Annotated in this window: 14 protein-coding genes; 10 read left to right on the top strand and 4 right to left on the bottom strand. The window is 56.4% G+C overall.

Features of this window, described 5'->3' with window-relative positions; translation table 11 throughout:
* The first annotated feature begins 73 nt into the window (after positions 1 to 73).
* The 8 genes from MKJ04_RS01280 to MKJ04_RS01245 all read left to right on the top strand — a co-directional run bounded on the left by MKJ04_RS01280 (position 74) and on the right by MKJ04_RS01245 (position 11,698).
* The gene (locus MKJ04_RS01280; protein WP_241638488.1) at positions 74 to 2,671 is read left to right on the top strand and encodes a BamA/TamA family outer membrane protein; all 2,598 of its coding nucleotides are present in this window, start codon (positions 74 to 76) and stop codon (positions 2,669 to 2,671) included.
* A gap of 275 nt (positions 2,672 to 2,946) precedes the next feature.
* Entirely contained in the window at positions 2,947 to 3,423 is a 477-nt protein-coding gene (locus MKJ04_RS01275; protein ID WP_241638486.1) for a GbsR/MarR family transcriptional regulator, read from the top strand.
* Positions 3,424 to 3,482: 59 nt separating this feature from the next.
* Complete coding sequence (locus tag MKJ04_RS01270) at positions 3,483 to 4,835, top strand: TolC family protein (protein WP_241638484.1); 1,353 nt, start codon at positions 3,483 to 3,485, stop codon at positions 4,833 to 4,835.
* A 29-nt stretch (positions 4,836 to 4,864) separates the two neighbouring features.
* Complete coding sequence (locus tag MKJ04_RS01265) at positions 4,865 to 5,956, top strand: efflux RND transporter periplasmic adaptor subunit (RefSeq protein ID WP_241638482.1); 1,092 nt, start codon at positions 4,865 to 4,867, stop codon at positions 5,954 to 5,956.
* A 53-nt stretch (positions 5,957 to 6,009) separates the two neighbouring features.
* Positions 6,010 to 9,141 carry an efflux RND transporter permease subunit gene (locus MKJ04_RS01260; RefSeq protein ID WP_241638480.1) on the top strand — a complete coding sequence of 1,044 codons (3,132 nt, stop codon included), beginning with the start codon at positions 6,010 to 6,012 and terminating at the stop codon, positions 9,139 to 9,141.
* Between the two features lie 50 nt (positions 9,142 to 9,191).
* The gene (locus tag MKJ04_RS01255) at positions 9,192 to 10,103 is read left to right on the top strand and encodes an oxidoreductase (RefSeq protein ID WP_262918038.1); all 912 of its coding nucleotides are present in this window, start codon (positions 9,192 to 9,194) and stop codon (positions 10,101 to 10,103) included.
* 299 nt (positions 10,104 to 10,402) lie between these two features.
* On the top strand, positions 10,403 to 11,275 hold the full coding sequence (locus tag MKJ04_RS01250) for a TIGR02587 family membrane protein (RefSeq protein WP_241638476.1): 873 nt from the start codon (positions 10,403 to 10,405) through the stop codon (positions 11,273 to 11,275).
* A gap of 6 nt (positions 11,276 to 11,281) precedes the next feature.
* Positions 11,282 to 11,698: a hypothetical protein gene (locus MKJ04_RS01245; protein ID WP_241638474.1), complete on the top strand. Its 417-nt coding sequence runs from the start codon at positions 11,282 to 11,284 to the stop codon at positions 11,696 to 11,698.
* A gap of 50 nt (positions 11,699 to 11,748) precedes the next feature.
* Here the strand turns inward: MKJ04_RS01245 and MKJ04_RS01240 are convergent, their stop codons facing one another.
* From MKJ04_RS01240 to MKJ04_RS01230, 3 genes are all read right to left on the bottom strand, one after another.
* Positions 11,749 to 12,372, bottom strand: coding sequence for a protein-tyrosine-phosphatase (locus MKJ04_RS01240; RefSeq protein WP_241638472.1), 624 nt, complete (start codon positions 12,370 to 12,372; stop codon positions 11,749 to 11,751).
* Positions 12,373 to 12,449: 77 nt separating this feature from the next.
* Positions 12,450 to 13,295, bottom strand: a complete 846-nt coding sequence (locus tag MKJ04_RS01235; protein ID WP_241638470.1) for an arsenite methyltransferase — start codon at positions 13,293 to 13,295, stop codon at positions 12,450 to 12,452.
* A 48-nt stretch (positions 13,296 to 13,343) separates the two neighbouring features.
* Complete coding sequence (locus MKJ04_RS01230; protein WP_241638468.1) at positions 13,344 to 13,676, bottom strand: ArsR/SmtB family transcription factor; 333 nt, start codon at positions 13,674 to 13,676, stop codon at positions 13,344 to 13,346.
* A gap of 212 nt (positions 13,677 to 13,888) precedes the next feature.
* Between MKJ04_RS01230 and MKJ04_RS01225 the strand changes: the two genes are divergently transcribed.
* The gene (locus MKJ04_RS01225; RefSeq protein ID WP_241638466.1) at positions 13,889 to 14,176 is read left to right on the top strand and encodes a hypothetical protein; all 288 of its coding nucleotides are present in this window, start codon (positions 13,889 to 13,891) and stop codon (positions 14,174 to 14,176) included.
* 162 nt (positions 14,177 to 14,338) lie between these two features.
* Here the strand turns inward: MKJ04_RS01225 and MKJ04_RS01220 are convergent, their stop codons facing one another.
* The gene (locus MKJ04_RS01220) at positions 14,339 to 15,325 is read right to left on the bottom strand and encodes a helix-turn-helix domain-containing protein (protein WP_241638464.1); all 987 of its coding nucleotides are present in this window, start codon (positions 15,323 to 15,325) and stop codon (positions 14,339 to 14,341) included.
* A 110-nt stretch (positions 15,326 to 15,435) separates the two neighbouring features.
* Here MKJ04_RS01220 and MKJ04_RS01215 point away from each other — a divergent pair, with 110 nt between their 5' ends.
* On the top strand, positions 15,436 to 16,248 hold the full coding sequence (locus tag MKJ04_RS01215; protein WP_241638462.1) for a TonB-dependent receptor: 813 nt from the start codon (positions 15,436 to 15,438) through the stop codon (positions 16,246 to 16,248).
* Positions 16,249 to 16,250 lie beyond the last annotated feature (2 nt).

Genomic DNA, 16,250 nt, shown 5'->3' with positions numbered 1-16,250 from the left:
ATGCCTTATGCAACAGTTAGTCGGCTTCTATATAAATTGAATGCAAATCACGCGACCATCAACCCAAACTACAATGCCCATTCATCACCTGAAAGACACGGTAAAGCGCTGTGTTCTATACCTGTTCCTGTTTGCCTTAGGCGCAACCAGCGCTCCTGCACAACCGCTTGCCCCCGACAGCGTGACCCTTGCCATCGCACCCGAGTATGACGCGGTGAGCCGGGCGCACCGCTTCTGGTTCGGGGAGAATTACCGTGCCCTGTGGGCCACGCCGGTGCAGATGCGGGTTTTCCACCTGAGCCAGGAAAAAGGAGGGATGAAGATCCTGAAGAAAGGCGGGGGCCAGCAAACCAGGTCGCTGCGCCTGCAGGATGCCGCCGGAAACGAGTGGGTGCTGCGCACGGTTCAGAAAGACCCCGGGCTGGCGCTGCCCGAGAACCTGCGGGCCACCGTGGCCAAAGCAATCGTGCAGGACCAGATCTCGGCCTCCCATCCCTTTGCCTCCCTGGTGGTGCCACCGCTGGCCGAGGCCCTGAACGTGCCGCACGCCAACCCCGAGATTGTATACCTGCCCGATGACCCCGCGCTGGGTGAGTACCGGCGGGAATATGCCAATCAGGTATACCTGTTTGAGGAGCGCGAGCCCCTGACGGCCAGGGACACCGACAACACCGAGAAGGTGCTGGAGAAGCTGGAGGACGACAACGATAACCGCGTGGACCAGCGGCTGGTGCTGCGGGCCCGCCTGCTCGACCTCGTGATCGGGGACTGGGACCGCCACGCCGACCAGTGGCGCTGGGTAGAGACCGAGGACGAGGTGGGGGACATGTACCGCCCGGTGCCCCGCGACCGCGACCAGGTGTTCTTCGTGAACACCGGCGTGATCCCCTCCATCGCCTCCCGCAAATGGATTATGCCCAAGTTTCAGGGGTATGACAAGAAAATTAGGGACGTGAAGGGCCTGAACTTCAACGCCCGCTACTTCGACCGCCTGTTTCTGCAGAGCCTGGACGAGGAGGCGTGGCGCGAGGAAATTGGCCTGGTGCAGCAAACCTTGACCGATTCCCTGGTCTACGAGGCAGTGCACCGCATGCCCGCTGGCATCTACGCCCTGTCCGGCGACAAGATTGCCCGCACCATGATCGCGAGGCGGGATAACCTGGAGAAAGTGGCCCTGGACTATTACCGCTTTCTGGCCAAAACCGTGGACATCCCCATATCCGACAAACGGGAGCGTGTGGACATCAACTATACCCAGGCAGACGGGAGCGTTGCGGTAACTGTGCACGATCTTAAAAAAGACGACAGCAACGGCAGGCTTTTATACCACCGCACGTTCCTGCCAAGCGTCACCAAAGAGATCCGGGTTTACGGGAGAGGCGGCGGCGATATTTTCTCGGTGGCGGGAAAAGAGCACTCCCCTATAAAAGTGCGGGTCATCGGGGGGGGCGGCAAAGACGACTTCCGGGTGGAAGAGGGGTTCCGCAACAGCGGTAGACTGCTCCTATATGATCGCTCAGACAAGGAAAACACGTTCCCGAAGGCCTCGCTGGCTACCATCAAGGCCTCCGCCGACACCACTGTGAATGACTACGAACCCAACACATACCAGTATGACATCCTGATGCCGCAGGTGACGGCGGGGTATAACCTGGACGACGGGGTGTTGCTGGGCGCCGGATTCCTGTATACCAAGCACGGGTTCCGGAAAGAGCCCTATGCGGCGCGGCACCGCCTGATGGCGGGGCATGCACTGGCAACCAAAGCCTTCTTTTTTGACTATTCAGGGGAGTTTACCGACGCGATCGGGAAGGCCAACCTGACGGTGGACGTGAATGGGAAGGCACCGAACAACACCAGCAATTTTTTCGGGGTGGGCAACGAGACCGAGTATGTGGAGGTAGGGGATAAGCCGATCCGCTTTTACCGCACCCGCTACGATTTCATCACTTCGCAGGTGCGGCTGCACCGGTCCCTGGGTGAGCACTTCAGTATAAATGGCGGCGTGGCAGCCCAATATTACAGCAACGAGGCCGACGAAAACAACGGGCGCTTCATCATTTCATACCAGGAGGAGAACCCGTCGGAGGCCATCTTCTCCCGGAAGTTCTTCACCGGCCTGGTGGCGGGCCTGGAGTATGACACCCGAAACAACAGCCTGCTCCCGTCGCGCGGGGTGCACTGGAGCACCTCGCTCACGGGCATGCAGCAACTGGACGATAACCGGGAGGCGTATGGGCAGGTACAGTCCGCGTTCAGTTTTTACCTGAGTCCCGGGAGCAGCGGGAACCTCGTGATCGCCAACCGCTTTGGCGGGGGTGCCACCGTGGGGGAGCCGAACTTTTACCAGCTGCTTTACCTGGGCGGAAGCAACAACCTCCGGGGTTTCCGCAACTACCGCTTCGCGGGCGAGCGCATGCTATACCACAACCTGGAACTGCGCCTGAAGCTCTTTGATTTCAGCTCATACCTGTTCCCGGGCTCAGTGGGCCTGCTGGGTTTCAACGATGTCGGCCGCGTGTGGGTCAAGGGAGAGGACTCCGACAAATGGCACGACGGTTTTGGGGGAGGTTTATACCTCATACCGGCCAAGCTCATTCTGCTGCAGGGCGTGATAGGCATCTCCGAGGACGACGTGCTGCCGCATGTGTCGGTGGGGTTTAGGTTCTGACAGTGGCCGCAGCAGCATGTAGAGGTATAACTGGCAAACCTATCGCAGAGAACCTGGCTGCGCGCAGTATAAGCCCAGCCAGGTATAGGTATCTCTTTCTTTTCCGTAACGCGCAGCGCATGGGTAAATTAGCTTATGAAGGCGAAATTAACCCATGCGCTATGGAAACGGACACCAAAAACACGTCACAAAACAGTTATTTAGAAATATAGTTAGTTCAATACTTTGTGAACTAAAAAAACTTTCGTATATTTGTAGCACTAAAGGGAAACAATATGTCTGAAAATAGCATAAAACTTAGGGTAGAGCAAATTGAGCTGTTGGAGAAACTTGCCGTCTTGCTTGAGAAGGAAGGTTTCCAGCCAGCCATGGCTAAAGTGGTGGCCCTTCTGTTAGTAAGCGACCAGACCGAGCTGACTTTCGATCAGATCCAGGATACGCTTAGTATCAGCAAGGGGGCCACCAGTCAGGCGATCAACCAATTGCTAAGTGCGAACAAGATAGAGTATAAAACCAAACTGGGTGAACGCAAGCGCTACTTCTGTAGCCGGGTGATGAGCTGGCAGGAGGACGTGAAGGCGGACCTGAACAACATATCAAACTTTAACAATATTCTGAAGCAGATTTTGCAGCAACGCCCGGACCATACCAAGAACTTTAACCAGAGTATGGAAAGGCTGGTCCAGTTTATGGATTATCTGAACGAAGAGCTGCCTGTGCTGTATCGAAAATTCGAGGAGCAGCACAGTTAAATTTTTTGCCCAGTTTAGTTCACAAAATACTGAACAAAATAAAATAAAAAAACACATATATGAAAAAGAAATTATCTCTGTCACTCTTCCTGCTGCTGCAGCTTTGTCTGCAAGGCTATGCACAGCAAGCAGACACGTTGCGGCTCTCGCTGATTGAGGCGGTGAACCTGGCTGTGGAGCAAAACCCGCAGCTGAAGAGCACTCAGCTTAACGAGGAGAAGAACCGTTACCGCATCAAGGAGGTGAAGGCGGCGGCGCTGCCCCAGCTGAACGGTGACGCCACGTTCACCGACAACTTCCAGCGGGCCACCCAGATTCTGCCCGGCGAGGTTTTTGGACAGCCCGGCACTTCGGTGGCAGTGCAGTTCGGCACGCAGTACCAGATGGGGGTAACGGCACAGGCATCTCAGGTCCTTTTTGATCCCTCGCTCATCGTCGGGATTCGGGCCGCCAAAGAGAGCCAGGGGCTGTACGAGCTGCAGACCTTCCAGACCAAGGAAGACCTGATCTATAATGTGGTGAACATCTATATGCAACTGCAGATGGTGGAAAAGCAACAGGAGCTGGTGAAGGGAAACATAGACCGGATGCAGCAGCTGATCTACATCACCAACGAGCAGTTTAAGGAGGGCATCATCAAAAAAGTGGATGTGGAGCAGCTGAAGGTAAATAACACCAACCTGCTGACCCAACTCTCCAACGCCAACAATACCTATGTGCAGCTGATCAACAACCTGAAAACGCTGATGAGCGTGCCCGCCAGCCAGCCGGTTGCCATCACCGAGGTTGGGGCAGACCCCATACCAGTGCTACAGCAACTGAACCTGGAGGCCAACACCGAACTTGCCCTGCTGGACTATCAAATGAACCTGCAGCGCCTGAACACCAAAAACATCCAGGCCGGGTATCTGCCCAAGCTGTCGCTGATCGCCAACTACGGCTGGCAGGGGCAGACAAACGAGTTGTTTGAGACCGGACAGACGCAGGGCTTTAAGTCCGGTTTATATGGCCTGCAGCTCAGCATCCCCATCTTCGACGGCTTTGCCAAGCGCAGCAGGGTAGTGCAGAGCAACATTGAGCTGCGCCAGCTTGAGCTCAACAAGCAGTACCTGGCCAGCAACATCACCAACGAGTTTGTGACGGCCCGAAACAATGTGCTGCAGAACCAGCGGGTGCAGGAGGCCCAGCAGGAAAACATGAAGGTGGCCGAGGAACTCTACCAGGTGGCCAAGCTTTCCTATACCGAGGGCATTGCGCCGCTCTCCGAGCTGATTAACGCCGAGAATGGCCTCAAAGAGGCCCAAACGCAGTACCTCACCGCCATGCTGCAAATGAACCTGGCCGAGCTGGACCTGATGCAGAGCAGCGGGCAGCTAAGCCAGATCATCAAGGAGACATCCCCAGTTAAGTAACTCATCCATAAAAAGATAACCCAGCGACCATGACTAGCACGAACAAAAAAACCAAGACATCCACTTACGTAGCCATCGGGATCATTGTGGTGGTGGTGGGCTTCATCATCTTTAAGCTCATCGGCAACAAGCAGGTGATTAACGAACGGGCCGAGGCGGTGCCGCAGGGCGTGGAGGCGATGCCCGTAAAAGTGGCGACTGTCACCGAGAAAGAGCTGAACAGCGCCATCACCCTCCCAGGGTCCTTCGAGGCACGCAAGTCGCTGCCCCTGGTGGCTGAGGCGCAGGGCTCCATCATCCAGCTCAACATTGCGGAAGGGCAGCAGGTAAGACGCGGGCAGGTGGTTGCCCGGATTGACCCTACGGCTATCCAGTCGAACCTGGCCACGGCACGCGCCTCTTACAACAACGCCGTGAAAAACAAAGAGCGTTACGAGCGATTGGTGCAGGCTGGGGCCATCAGCCAGAAGCAGTATGAGGATGTGGCGCTGAACGTGGAGAACGCCCGCGCCAACCTGACCGGCATTGAGCAGCAGATGAAGTATGCGGTGGTGTATGCCCCCATGTCGGGCATTGTGGGGGAGGTGAAAGTGGAGCAGGGAAGTTTCGCCACCACAGGCATGCAGCTGGGCAACGTGATCGACATCTCGAAACTGAAGATGGTGCTCAAAGTGCCTGAGGAAGACGTGATCAAGGTTAAGGAGGGCCAGCCTGTCAAGATCATCACCGAAGTATACCCGAACCATACCTTCACCGGCAACATCACGCTCATTAGTGTGCAGGCAGATGCCGGCCGGAAGTATGACGTGGAGGTAGAGGTGGACAACACAAGCCAGTTCCCCCTAAAGGCAGGCATGTTCGGGACCGCCATGCTGAACGCTCAGACAGGAGAGGACAACACGCGGCTGTTTGTGCCCCGAAGAGCGCTTGTGGGCAGCGTGAAAGACGCCAAGGTGTTTGTGCTGCAGAAAGACAACACCGTGGCGCTGCAGGCCATTGAGGTGCAAAACGTGTCTGGGGAGGACGTGATTGTGCTTGGCGGCCTTTCCCCGCAGGAGAAAGTGATCATATCCGGCCAGATAAACCTGCAGCCAGGGGATAAGGTGCGCGTAACGGAGTAACCGGTATCCGCCTGCCCCGCAAATTGATGTTCAGAACCTAAAGAATTGAAATTATGAGTATTACAGACGTTGCCGTAAAAAGACCCACGCTGGTAGTGGTGATCTTCAGCATACTGGTGCTGCTGGGCCTGATCGGGTACAGTACCTTAACCTACGAGCTGCTGCCAAAGATCAGCTCGCCGGTGATCACCATCACCACCATCTACCCGGGCGCTGCGCCCTCCGAGGTGGAGACCGCCGTTTCGAAGCGGATTGAGAGTGCCGTATCGACCCTGGAAAACCTGGAGAGTACCCAGGCCATCTCGCAGGAGGGGGTGTCGGTGGTGGTGGCTACCCTGCTGTACGGCACCGATGTGGATGTGGCCCTGCAGGAGGCGCAACGCAAGGTGAACAGCATCAAATCCACGCTCCCGGATGACGTGGACGACCCGAGTCTGGGCAAGTTCTCCTTCGACGAGATGCCGATCATGCGCATCGGGGCTACCTCCGATATGGATGAGCGCGCCTTCACCACACTGTTCGAGAAAACCGTACAGCCTGAGCTGGCCCGTATAGAGGGCGTGGCGCAGGTGAACATCATCGGGGGCGAGAACCGCGAGATCAAGATCAACGTCGACAACGACAAGCTGCGCTACTACAACCTCTCCATCCTGCAGGTGTCCAACGCCATCTCCCGCGCCAACCTCAACTTCCCGACTGGCAGTCTGAAGAGCACCCAGCAGGACGTACTGGTTCGCCTGAGCGGAAAGTTCACGAGTGTGGACGAGCTGGCAAACCTGGTGGTGGCAACCAACACAGATGGCAGCCAGGTATACCTGAAAGACGTGGCCGAGCTCTATGACACCAAGGAGGAGGCCAGCTCGCTGACGCGCATCAACGGCAGAACCTCCCTGGGTATCCTGATCACCAAGACCAGCGATGGTAACACCGTGGGCATCAGCGACGATGTGAAGGAGGCGATGGCCGAGCTGGAGCAGCGTTACAGCGCCGAGGACATGCAGTTCACCATTGCCAACGACAGTGCCGACTTTACGCTAGAGGCGGCCAACTCCGTAATATTTGATCTCATCATCGCTATTATCCTGGTGGCCTTTATCATGCTCTTCTTCCTTCACAACATCCGCAACGCCCTGATCGTGATGGTGGCCATACCGGTCTCTATCGTGGCAACGTTTGCCGTGATGGCCCTGCTGGGCTTCTCGCTCAACCTCATGACGCTGCTGGCCCTCTCGCTGGTGGTGGGTATCCTGGTGGATGACAGCATTGTGGTGCTCGAGAACATCCACATGTACATGGAGCAGGGTAAGAGCGCCATGCAGGCGGCCATGGACACTTGGAAAGAGATTGGTATCTCCGTGACGTCCATCACCCTTGTGATCATTGTGGTGTTCTTGCCGATTACCTTTGTGTCGGGCGTTGTGTCCGACCTCCTGTTCCAGTTCTCGATCACGGTGGTGGCGGCCACCATTATCAGCTGGCTGGTGTCCTTTACGCTCACCCCGTGGCTGTCAAGCCGCTTCACCAAGCTCTCGCACCTGAGCAACGACAGAATGTTGGACAAACCGCTGATCTGGTTTGAGAGCATGATCAACGGTTTTCAGAGCTTTTTCAAAACCATACTGCTATGGGCGCTGCACCACAAGCGTGTCTCTTTCGCCGCGATCATAGCGCTGGTGATCGCTTCGTTTACACTGATAGGCGGCGGTTTCATCGGCGTGGAGTTTGTGGCCAACGGCGACAACGGCGAGTTTCAGCTGAAAGCCGAGCTTCCAAAGGAGACCCCGCTCGAGCAAACCAACTTCCTGACCCAGCAGATAGAGGAGAAGCTGTTGAATGACCCGAACGTGGTCAATGTGTTTACCACCGTGGGTGCCTCTGGCGGCGGTAGCGTGAGTGCCGGTTCCAGCCCATACATTGCGGAGTTGAACGTGAAGTTGGTGCCTGCCGAGCAGCGCACGCTCTCCAGCAGCGAGTACGCGGCCAAAACCAAGCTGGCCTTGCAGGAGTCGCTGCCAGGTGCCAAGTTCACGGCCGCCCCGGTAAGTATGGTGGGTGGGGCCGGAGCCGCGCCAATCCAGTTCCAGGTGCAAGGCGCCAACCTCGACACGATCCTCGCCTTTAGCGAAAAGCTGATCGCGACCGTGAAAACAGTGTCTGGCACCAGTGAGGTGAAAGCATCCGTGGAGGGGGGTAACCCGGAGATTGCGGTGCAGATAGACCGCCAGCGGCTCGCGGAGCTTGGCTTGTCGCTGGATGTGGTGGGTACCACCATGCAGAACGCCTTTACGGGCAACGACCAGAGCAAGCTGCTGCAGGGCGATGACGAGTACCCGATCCGGGTGCAGCTCGACGCTTTTGACCGCCGCAACATCAACGATATCCGGAACCTCACTTTTCAGAACGATAAAGGCGAGTTGATCAAGCTCAACCAGTTTGCCAGCATCGTCTCCTCGTCCGGCCCCTCCAAGCTGGAGCGGAAAGACAAGATCCCGACCGTGACCGTGGAGTCGCAGGTGGTGGGCCGGCCGGTGGGCACCGTGGGCCAGGAGATACAGGCGCTGATCGATGAGATGAACCTGCCGGAAGGCGTGAACATCAGCGCGGCCGGCGACTTGAAAAACCAGACGGAGGCGTTTAGCAGCCTGCTGCTGGCCCTGATGGCCTCTATTGTGCTCGTATACCTGATCATGGTGGCCCTTTACGATAACTATGTATACCCGCTGGTGGTAATGCTGGCCGTGCCGGTTGCCATGATCGGCGCCTTCCTGGCGCTGGCCCTGACGCTGAGTAACCTGAGTATCTTCGGTATGCTGGGCCTGATCATGCTCGTGGGGCTTGTGATCAAGAACGCCATCCTGATTGTGGACTTTGTAAACCAGCTCAAGGCGGAGGGCATGCCCTCGTACGAGGCGCTGGTGCAGGGCACGATGGCCCGTTTCCGCCCGATCCTGATGACGACCATCGCGATGGTGATTGCCATGATTCCGATTGCCATTGCCACGGGGGCAGGCGCCGAGTGGAAAAACGGCCTGGCCTGGGTGCTGATCGGTGGCCTGACCAGCTCCATGCTCCTCACCCTGATTATAGTGCCGGTGGCCTACCTGGCCGTGGACGTGATGAAGGAGCGGCGCGCTGCCAAAAAAGAACGAAAAGCAGAAAAGAAGCTGGCCTTCCCGAATGCCTAAATATACTGGCGAGCTCCCGCGCGGGCTCCTAAAAATAAGTTTAAAATCCAATGAAAGACAAAACCATGAGAACAGCGATCATAACGGGTGCCAATGTGGGCTTAGGGTATGAAACAGCGCTGGACCTGACGGGCCAGGGGTATGCCGTGGTCCTGGCCTGCCGAAACCCTGAAAAGGCCGCTGCCGCAAAAGAGCGCATGCTCAAGCGAAACCCCTGGGCAACGGTGGAGGCGATGGAGATAGACACCAGCAGCCTGGCTTCCGTAGAAGCCTTCGCCGCGGCGTATCAGCGGCGCTATACCACCCTGGACCTGCTGATAAACAACGCAGGGGTGATGATGTCGCCCTATCAGGTGACGGAAGACGGCTTTGAGAGCCAGCTGGCCACCAATTACCTCGGGCATTTTGCCCTGACAGGCCGGTTGCTGCCGATGCTGCTGCAAACCCCGGGCTCGCGGGTCGTGTCGCTGAGCAGCCTGGCCCACCGCTGGTCGCCCATCCAACTGCACGATCTGCACTTCCAGAAGGGGTATAGCAAGCGCAAGGCCTACGGGCAAAGCAAACTGGCCTGCCTGATGTTTGCCTACGAGCTGGACCGGAGGCTGAAGGAGCACGAGCACCGCACGCTTTCGGTGGCGGCACACCCCGGCCTCTCCGATACTAACCTGGCGCAGCACATGCCGCCGATGCTCAAGTGGCTCAGCCCGATGATCGGGCAAAGCGCTGTGGCTGGCGCACAACCCACGCTATATGCCGCGCTGTCGCCCAACATAAATGGCGGGGAGTACATCGGCCCGAACGGTTTTCAGGAGTGGCGGGGCAAGCCTATTGGCGTACCCTCCAAAGACACCTCGCACGATGAGCGGATGGCAAGCGCCCTCTGGGAGAAATCCGAGGAAATGACGGGCGTGACGTATGGCTTTACACAGCTGCAGCAGCAAAAATCCAGAAAACGACAGTAGAACGTTTCCGGAGCGAAGGAAGAGTCAATTTAAACATCAGCGAGGAAACACGAATGTGACTGAGAATTAGAGGCTAATGAATATTCTTGATTATGAACATCTGGAGCCATCAAAGCCTTGAAGGGATGCCCAGACAAAACTAAAGCAGCCACCCGGCAGAAGGGGCTGTTTCTTAAAATTGGGGTATGGCATAAGCGGCTTTCTGCTAAAGGTATGTTTTCCGCCACGCTGATTGGCTGTAGTGGTGCTGATTGCGTATAGTGACGCGTACATATTTAACAAAAGCGTAGAACTGGTATATGAAAACAAACAGCCTGAGCCGACCGGTCTCGCAATCGCTGAAGGAGTATGCCCGCGGGGTAGCCGGCGGCTTGCTCTTTAGCTTTCCGATGCTGTACACCATGGAGGTATGGTGGGCAGGCTTTATCGCCACTCCCTTTCAACTGATGGTGCTGATTGTGGTCACGTACCTGTTGCTGCTGGGCTACAACCGATATGCCGGCATGCGGCCCGATGCGTCGTGGCGAAGCGTTTTCGTGGACTCCGTGGAGGAGATGGGCCTTGGTGTCATCCTCTCGTTCGGCATCCTGCTGATGCTCAACCGCATCTCCCTGCACGGCATGTCGGTGGAGGAACTGATGAGCAAGGTGATCATTGAGGCCATGGCGATTTCCATTGGCGTGTCGGTGGGCACGGCGCAGTTGGGTGTGGAGCCGGACGATGCGGAAGAGGAAAACGGAGAAGAACAGGACCGCATCAGGCAGGAGCAGAAGCGAGGCTCCGGGAAAATGGCCACCGCCGTGATCGCCTTGTGTGGGGCGATACTGGTGGGCGGCAACGTGGCACCCACCGAGGAGATTCTGATGATCGCCGTCGAAGCCGAGCCCGTGCACATCCTGTCTATGGCGCTCGTGTCACTGGTGCTCAGCACGGTGGTAGTTTCCTTCAGCGATTTTCGCAACACGTCCGCTGTGCTCAACGGCAACGTCGTCTTTAACATACTTTACGATACCTGCATCTCATACCTGATCGCGCTGGCGGCCTCGGCTTTCTCGCTGTGGTTTTTTGGCCGTTTCGATGGGGTGAGCTTCTGGATTGTCACTGCACAGTGCATCACGCTGGGCGTTATCGCCACCCTTGGTGCCTCCGCAGGCAGGCTCCTGATAAAATAACACCCGATGGAAGTAACGAAAGAGAAAGAAAACAAGGAAACAAAGGATCCCAAAAACCTGCTGGAATGGGGCGTTTTCACGGTGGGCCTGGTGCTGGTGCTGGCTATCTTCGCTTACCTGGGCTACGAGACGTACACGCACGCGCCTATGTCTCCGGAGCTTTCGGTGGAATACTGGCCCGCCCCAACCAAGGCGCAGCCATACCGCTACCACGTGTTGGTGCGGAACACAGGGGGAGAAACGGCGGAATCAGTGACCTTGGAACTGGTGATGCAGCAGGGTTCCACTGTTATCGAGCGCTCTGAACTGCAGATCATGTATGTGCCGCAAGAGTCGGAGCGGGAGGGGTGGATAAACTTTTCGCGCAAGCCAGCCACAGCCAACGCCGTTTCCGCCCGGATCATGAGCTATCAGAAACCCTAACCTCAGGAAACGGGCGCTCCGGCCATACCCATACCTGCAAAAAACTCAAATCAGCTGCTGACGGTTTGGAAGGCATACAGCAATTCCCGGCCTATCTGCCGCGCCCGCTCTACGTATTTGGCCTGCTGCTCCGCCGTGCCGTCAAACGCCTTGGGGTCCTCGTAGGTGAGCGGGATTCGGATCTCCGCGCCTGGTATAACGGGGCAGTTTTCGTCGGCGTCCGAGCAGGTCATGATGGCGGCAAAGTTGCTGGAAGGGTTTACCGCGTCCGTCACCTCTTTCGACCATACCCGTGCGGCAGGCAGTTCTGGCGCATACCGGATGCTGTAAACGGGATTGGCCCCCTCGTCAGTTTTCTCAATCCTGAAGCCAAGTTGCCGCATTGCCTCCACGGCATTGGGGTTAAACGCCGTGGCCTCGGTACCCCCCGAAAAGCAGGCAACCGGACCCACGTCATGTTGTGCCGCGGCGGCCAAAGCCCACAATTGCGCCATATGGCTGCGCCGGGAGTTATGGGTGCATATAAAATTAAGCTGTGCGGGCTGCCCACTGGCCTGCTTTTGCCGCACGTACCGGGCCAACTGCTGCAACTGTTGCTTCCGGTTTTCGGGTATCTGGTTGTACTCCTGCTCCAGTTCCTGCACTGTTGCCGAGAGTTCGGGGTATAGCTTCATGTTTTTGGGATGGGTTTCTGTGGAAGATAGGAAAAAAACTTCCCCCGCAGTATAAAACAGTGCGGGGGAAGTAGTAGTTAGCAGCAGCCAGAGCCTGGGGTGCAGCAGGCCGCGCTGGCGGGTTTGTCGCCATACACCGTGATGCTGAAAATGCCGGTGTTGCTGGCGCGGAAAGCGCTTATCTCGTCTTCGCTCAGGTAGTCCTTCAGAATCTCATCGGGCACCAGGATTGCCTTCTCCTTTTGCACCGTCACGTTCTCAAAGCCCGCTTCGCGGATGATCTGCAGGTAGTCGTCTTTCTGGATAGCGCCCGAAACGCACCCGGCATAGAGTTCGCTCGCCTGCACCAGACCTTCGGGCAAATTGCCCACGAGCACCACATCCGAAATGCTGAAATGGCCCCCTGGCTTAAGTACGCGGTACGTTTCGGCAAAGGCTTTCCGCTTGTCCGGCACCAGGTTCAACACACAGTTGCTGATAACCACATCGGCCCGGTTGGCGGCGATGGGCAGATCCTCGATCTCGCCCTGCCGGAACTCCACGTTGTGGAAACCCAGCTTCTCGGCATTGTCACGGGCTTTGGCAATCATGGCGTCCGTCATGTCCACGCCCATCACCTTGCCCGAGTCGCCTACAATGGCGCGTGCCACAAAGCAGTCGTTGCCGGCGCCGGAGCCAAGGTCCAGCACCACATCGCCGGGCTTGATCTGGGCAAACTCCGTTGGTACGCCACAGCCCAGGCCCAGGTCGGCATCAGGGGTATACCCGTCCAGTTGGGTATAATTGTCCGCAAAAATGGCGTAGTCCACAGTGCAACAGCCCGTTGCCCCACAGCAGGAGGTCTCATTCTGCTCTTTGCTCTGTAGGGCAATCTCACTGTACTTTTCTTTTACAAGTGCTTTTAGTTCTTCAGGATTTTTCATGATCTTCGGTTTTAATCGTTTTATTGCGATTGGTTTAGGTAAATTTTTTTAACAGCAGCCGGTTTGGCAGGGGGTATAAGCGGTGAAGAATGCCTGTAGCAGGTGCTGTGCCTGCTCCCAGGCCCGAGCGTCTATACAGTAACAGACCTTCTTGCCGTCGATGTCGCCCTGTATCAGTCCGGCTTCTTTCAGCTCCTTGAGGTGCTGCGACACCGTTGACTGCGAGAGGGGAAGCTCCTCCACGATGTCGCCGCAGATGCAGGCGCGGCGCTCCAGCAGGAGGCGCAGGATAGCCACGCGGGCAGGGTGCGCCAGCGCTTTGGCGTATTTCGCCAGCACAATGTCAGTTTCGGTGAAGGCCTCGGTTTTGCTTGCTCCCATGATTTGGTTTTATGATCGTAATACTACGATTAAAACGCACTACTTCCAAAAATGTTTGCAGAAATCTCTGTTTTTTGCGCAGCCGTTCTGGAGTCCACTGGTGGTATAGGAAAGCCCGGATATTGGGTATGATCAAGGGAAAATCTTATTTCCGGGTGTATAACTACTTTCAAGCGCTGCCGTATTAAATATAGTATCAATACAATAAATACATGAAAACATTGACCCGATTATACTCAAAGGCAGCGATGGGCGCTGCGGTCCTGTTCTTTCCGGTGCTGGTAGGTTGCTCTGCATTTGGCGGGAGCGGCAGTTTGTCGAACAGCCCGGCTGTGGCAGCCCAGCAGCAGGAGATTGAAATGCTGCAGAGGGAAGTAGACGAGGCGGAGCGCTATAGAAAAGAGGCAGAGCAGCGCGAGAAGGCCGCCAAGAACAGACTGAAGGCCGCTGAGCATGAGCTGAAGGCGCTTGAGTCGCAGGCAAAGGCCAGAGGATATTAACTGTAAAATAATGCAATTTGAGAAAGGGCAGGAGATTAATTTCTTCTGCCCTTTTTTGACGATATTTACCTTTATGTAAGGCATTGCTTTTCTGCGAGAAAGCGTCCATCCGGGACCAACTTACCCCACAGGATACAGAGCGTCAGGTTTACTGCTGCTGGTTCACCGTTTTATCTCGCTCGGCAAAAAGCCGTAGTGCTTTTTGAAAGCCGCCGTGAAGTGCGCCGCTTTTTTATACCCCACCGCATAGGCTATTTCGCCAATGCGCTGCTGAGACTGCCGTAGCAAGTGCCTGGCCTGCTGCATCCGGAGCCATACCACATAGCCGTGCACGGTGTGGTTGTAGCAATACTTGAAGCCTTGCTTCAGGTTGTGCTCATTTATACAAACCAGGCGCGCCAGTTCCTGAATCGTGGGCGGCTTGGCGAAGTTCTCCTCCAGTATGGCTTTGGCCTCTGCGATTCGCAACTCATCATCACCGCGGAGCATCGGGCGGCGCGGCTGCTGCCACTGCTGCCATTGCTCCAACTGCAACACCAGCAGTTCGGCTACTTTTGCTTCTATATACAACCGTTTGAGGGTTGCGCTGTGCTGGCAGTTGCAGATGTCCTGGATCACCCACTTCATTTCGGCCGTAATGTGCAGGGGTTTGCTGCTGAGCCAGGTGTGCCGGCCTTGCAGTAGCTGTGCCGTAAATTCCTGGTGCGGCGAGTTGTGCCGGTGCAGCAGCCGGAAATAAAACTCTTTTGAGAGGATTACCAGGAAATAGTGGTGCCGCGTGGCTGGCTGCAGGGTATACACTGCCTCGAGCTGCGGTGTGTAGCAGATGTGGTGGGCATTGGGGCGGCACGGGCTCTTTTTACCGAACCCCTGGAAGGTGGCTGAAGCGTCTCCTTCCAGGCAAAACGCCAGCATGATGCTCTCGCCGGTTACCTTCAGGTGATCCTGCACCTGCTGCGTAAAGGTCATTTTGGTGTTGATGATAAACAGCCCGCCGCCGCATACCTGAAAGCTTCGCAACGAGGAAATTGCCTGCCCCTGTAGCAGTACCTCCTTTTCCTGCAAAGGCTGGCTGTTGTCGTACCCCATCGGCATATCCGCGCTGCAAATCCAGGCATCCACAGCGTCTACTTTAGAGGTGATCATCATATACATCCTTTTTCGATATTCTTTCTTCCTTTTTCGATACCAGCACGTGCCATCTGTGACCTACTTTTGCCAAAAGTAATTATTTATAATTAGTCTAAATAAAAATAACGATGAAAAATTTTACATTAGCTATATTTCTCCTGCTGTTTTCACACAGCCTTTGGGCGCAGCACCTCGGGGCAACGTTGTATGGGCGCGTGCAGGGGGAGAACGGGAGGCCCGTGGCTGCGGCCAGTATAGTGCTGGAAAACACGCGCTTCAGCACGATCTCCAGCGACAATGGCAGCTTTGAGCTGACGCGATTACCCGAAGGTACCTATCAGGTGCATGTGGTGGCCATCGGGTTCGAAAGCCAGACGGCTCAGGTGACGCTGCGCCGCGGCAAGTCGGAGGAAATCATCCTGTCGCTGCTGGCGAAGGCCAACCAGGTGGCAGAGGTGGAGGTGTTCGGGGAGCGCGACAAGCAGCCCGAGAAGCTCGATGCCATCACGCGCCTGCCGCTCAAGCCCAGCGAGCAGATCCAGAGCATCTCCGTGATATCGGACCGGCTGATAGCGCAGCAGGGGGCGCTGAGTGTACTGGAGGGAGTTCGGAACGTGCCGGGTGTTTATACCTATGCCACGTACGGTGGCGTGCGCGAGAGCATTTCCTCGCGTGGCTTTCGTGGGATCCCGACGCTGAAGAACGGTGTGCGGGTGATGACTGACTTCCGGGGCCAGGGCTTCTCCACCGACATGCAGGGTGTGGAAAGCATTCAGGTGCTGAAAGGCGCAAGTTCCGTAACCATGGGCGCTGCCACCGACCTGGGTGGCCCGGGCGGCATTGTGAACATCGTGACAAAGACACCCAAGTTCGAGAACACTGGCGCTTTGTCGTTGCGAGTGGGCAGCTGGGGCCTTATCCGGCCAACGTTTGATGTGTAGCG

Origin of the sequence: Pontibacter sp. E15-1 (assembly GCF_022601975.1) — a bacterium.
In the GTDB taxonomy this organism is placed as follows: domain Bacteria; phylum Bacteroidota; class Bacteroidia; order Cytophagales; family Hymenobacteraceae; genus Pontibacter.
Note: the sequence above shows the minus strand (reverse complement) of the source record. Positions and strands in the feature narration are given on the sequence as shown.